1 pseudogene is annotated in these 275 nt (G+C 58.9%); it reads left to right on the top strand.

Going from position 1 to position 275, the window contains the following annotated elements:
- Positions 1-40: 40 nt before the first annotated feature.
- Positions 41-275 (top strand): annotated as a pseudogene (locus tag GYB81_RS23580) (guanine deaminase); the annotation flags it as partial.

The raw sequence follows: 275 nt of genomic DNA, 5'->3' as shown, positions 1-275 counted from the left end.
ACTAAGCGAACAGTATTGATCAACTCATGAGATCCAAATGATGAGCAACACCCGCAAAGCCTACCGCGCCGCCATCCTGCACAGCCTCGCCGATCCCGCCGTGGTCGGTGTCGAGCAGTCCTACGAATACTTCGAGGACGGCATCCTGCTGATCGAAAATGGCAAGGTCGCTCAGGTTGGCCCCGCCACTGAGCTGTTGCCGAAGCTGGCCGGCGTCGAAGTCACCGAGTACCGCGACGCGCTGATTACCCCCGGTTTCATCGACACCCATATCC

Origin of the sequence: Pseudomonas yangonensis (assembly GCF_009932725.1) — a bacterium.
GTDB lineage: Bacteria > Pseudomonadota > Gammaproteobacteria > Pseudomonadales > Pseudomonadaceae > Aquipseudomonas > Aquipseudomonas yangonensis.
The sequence above is the reverse complement of the archived record's forward strand: the minus strand, read 5'-3'. Positions and strand labels throughout refer to the sequence as shown.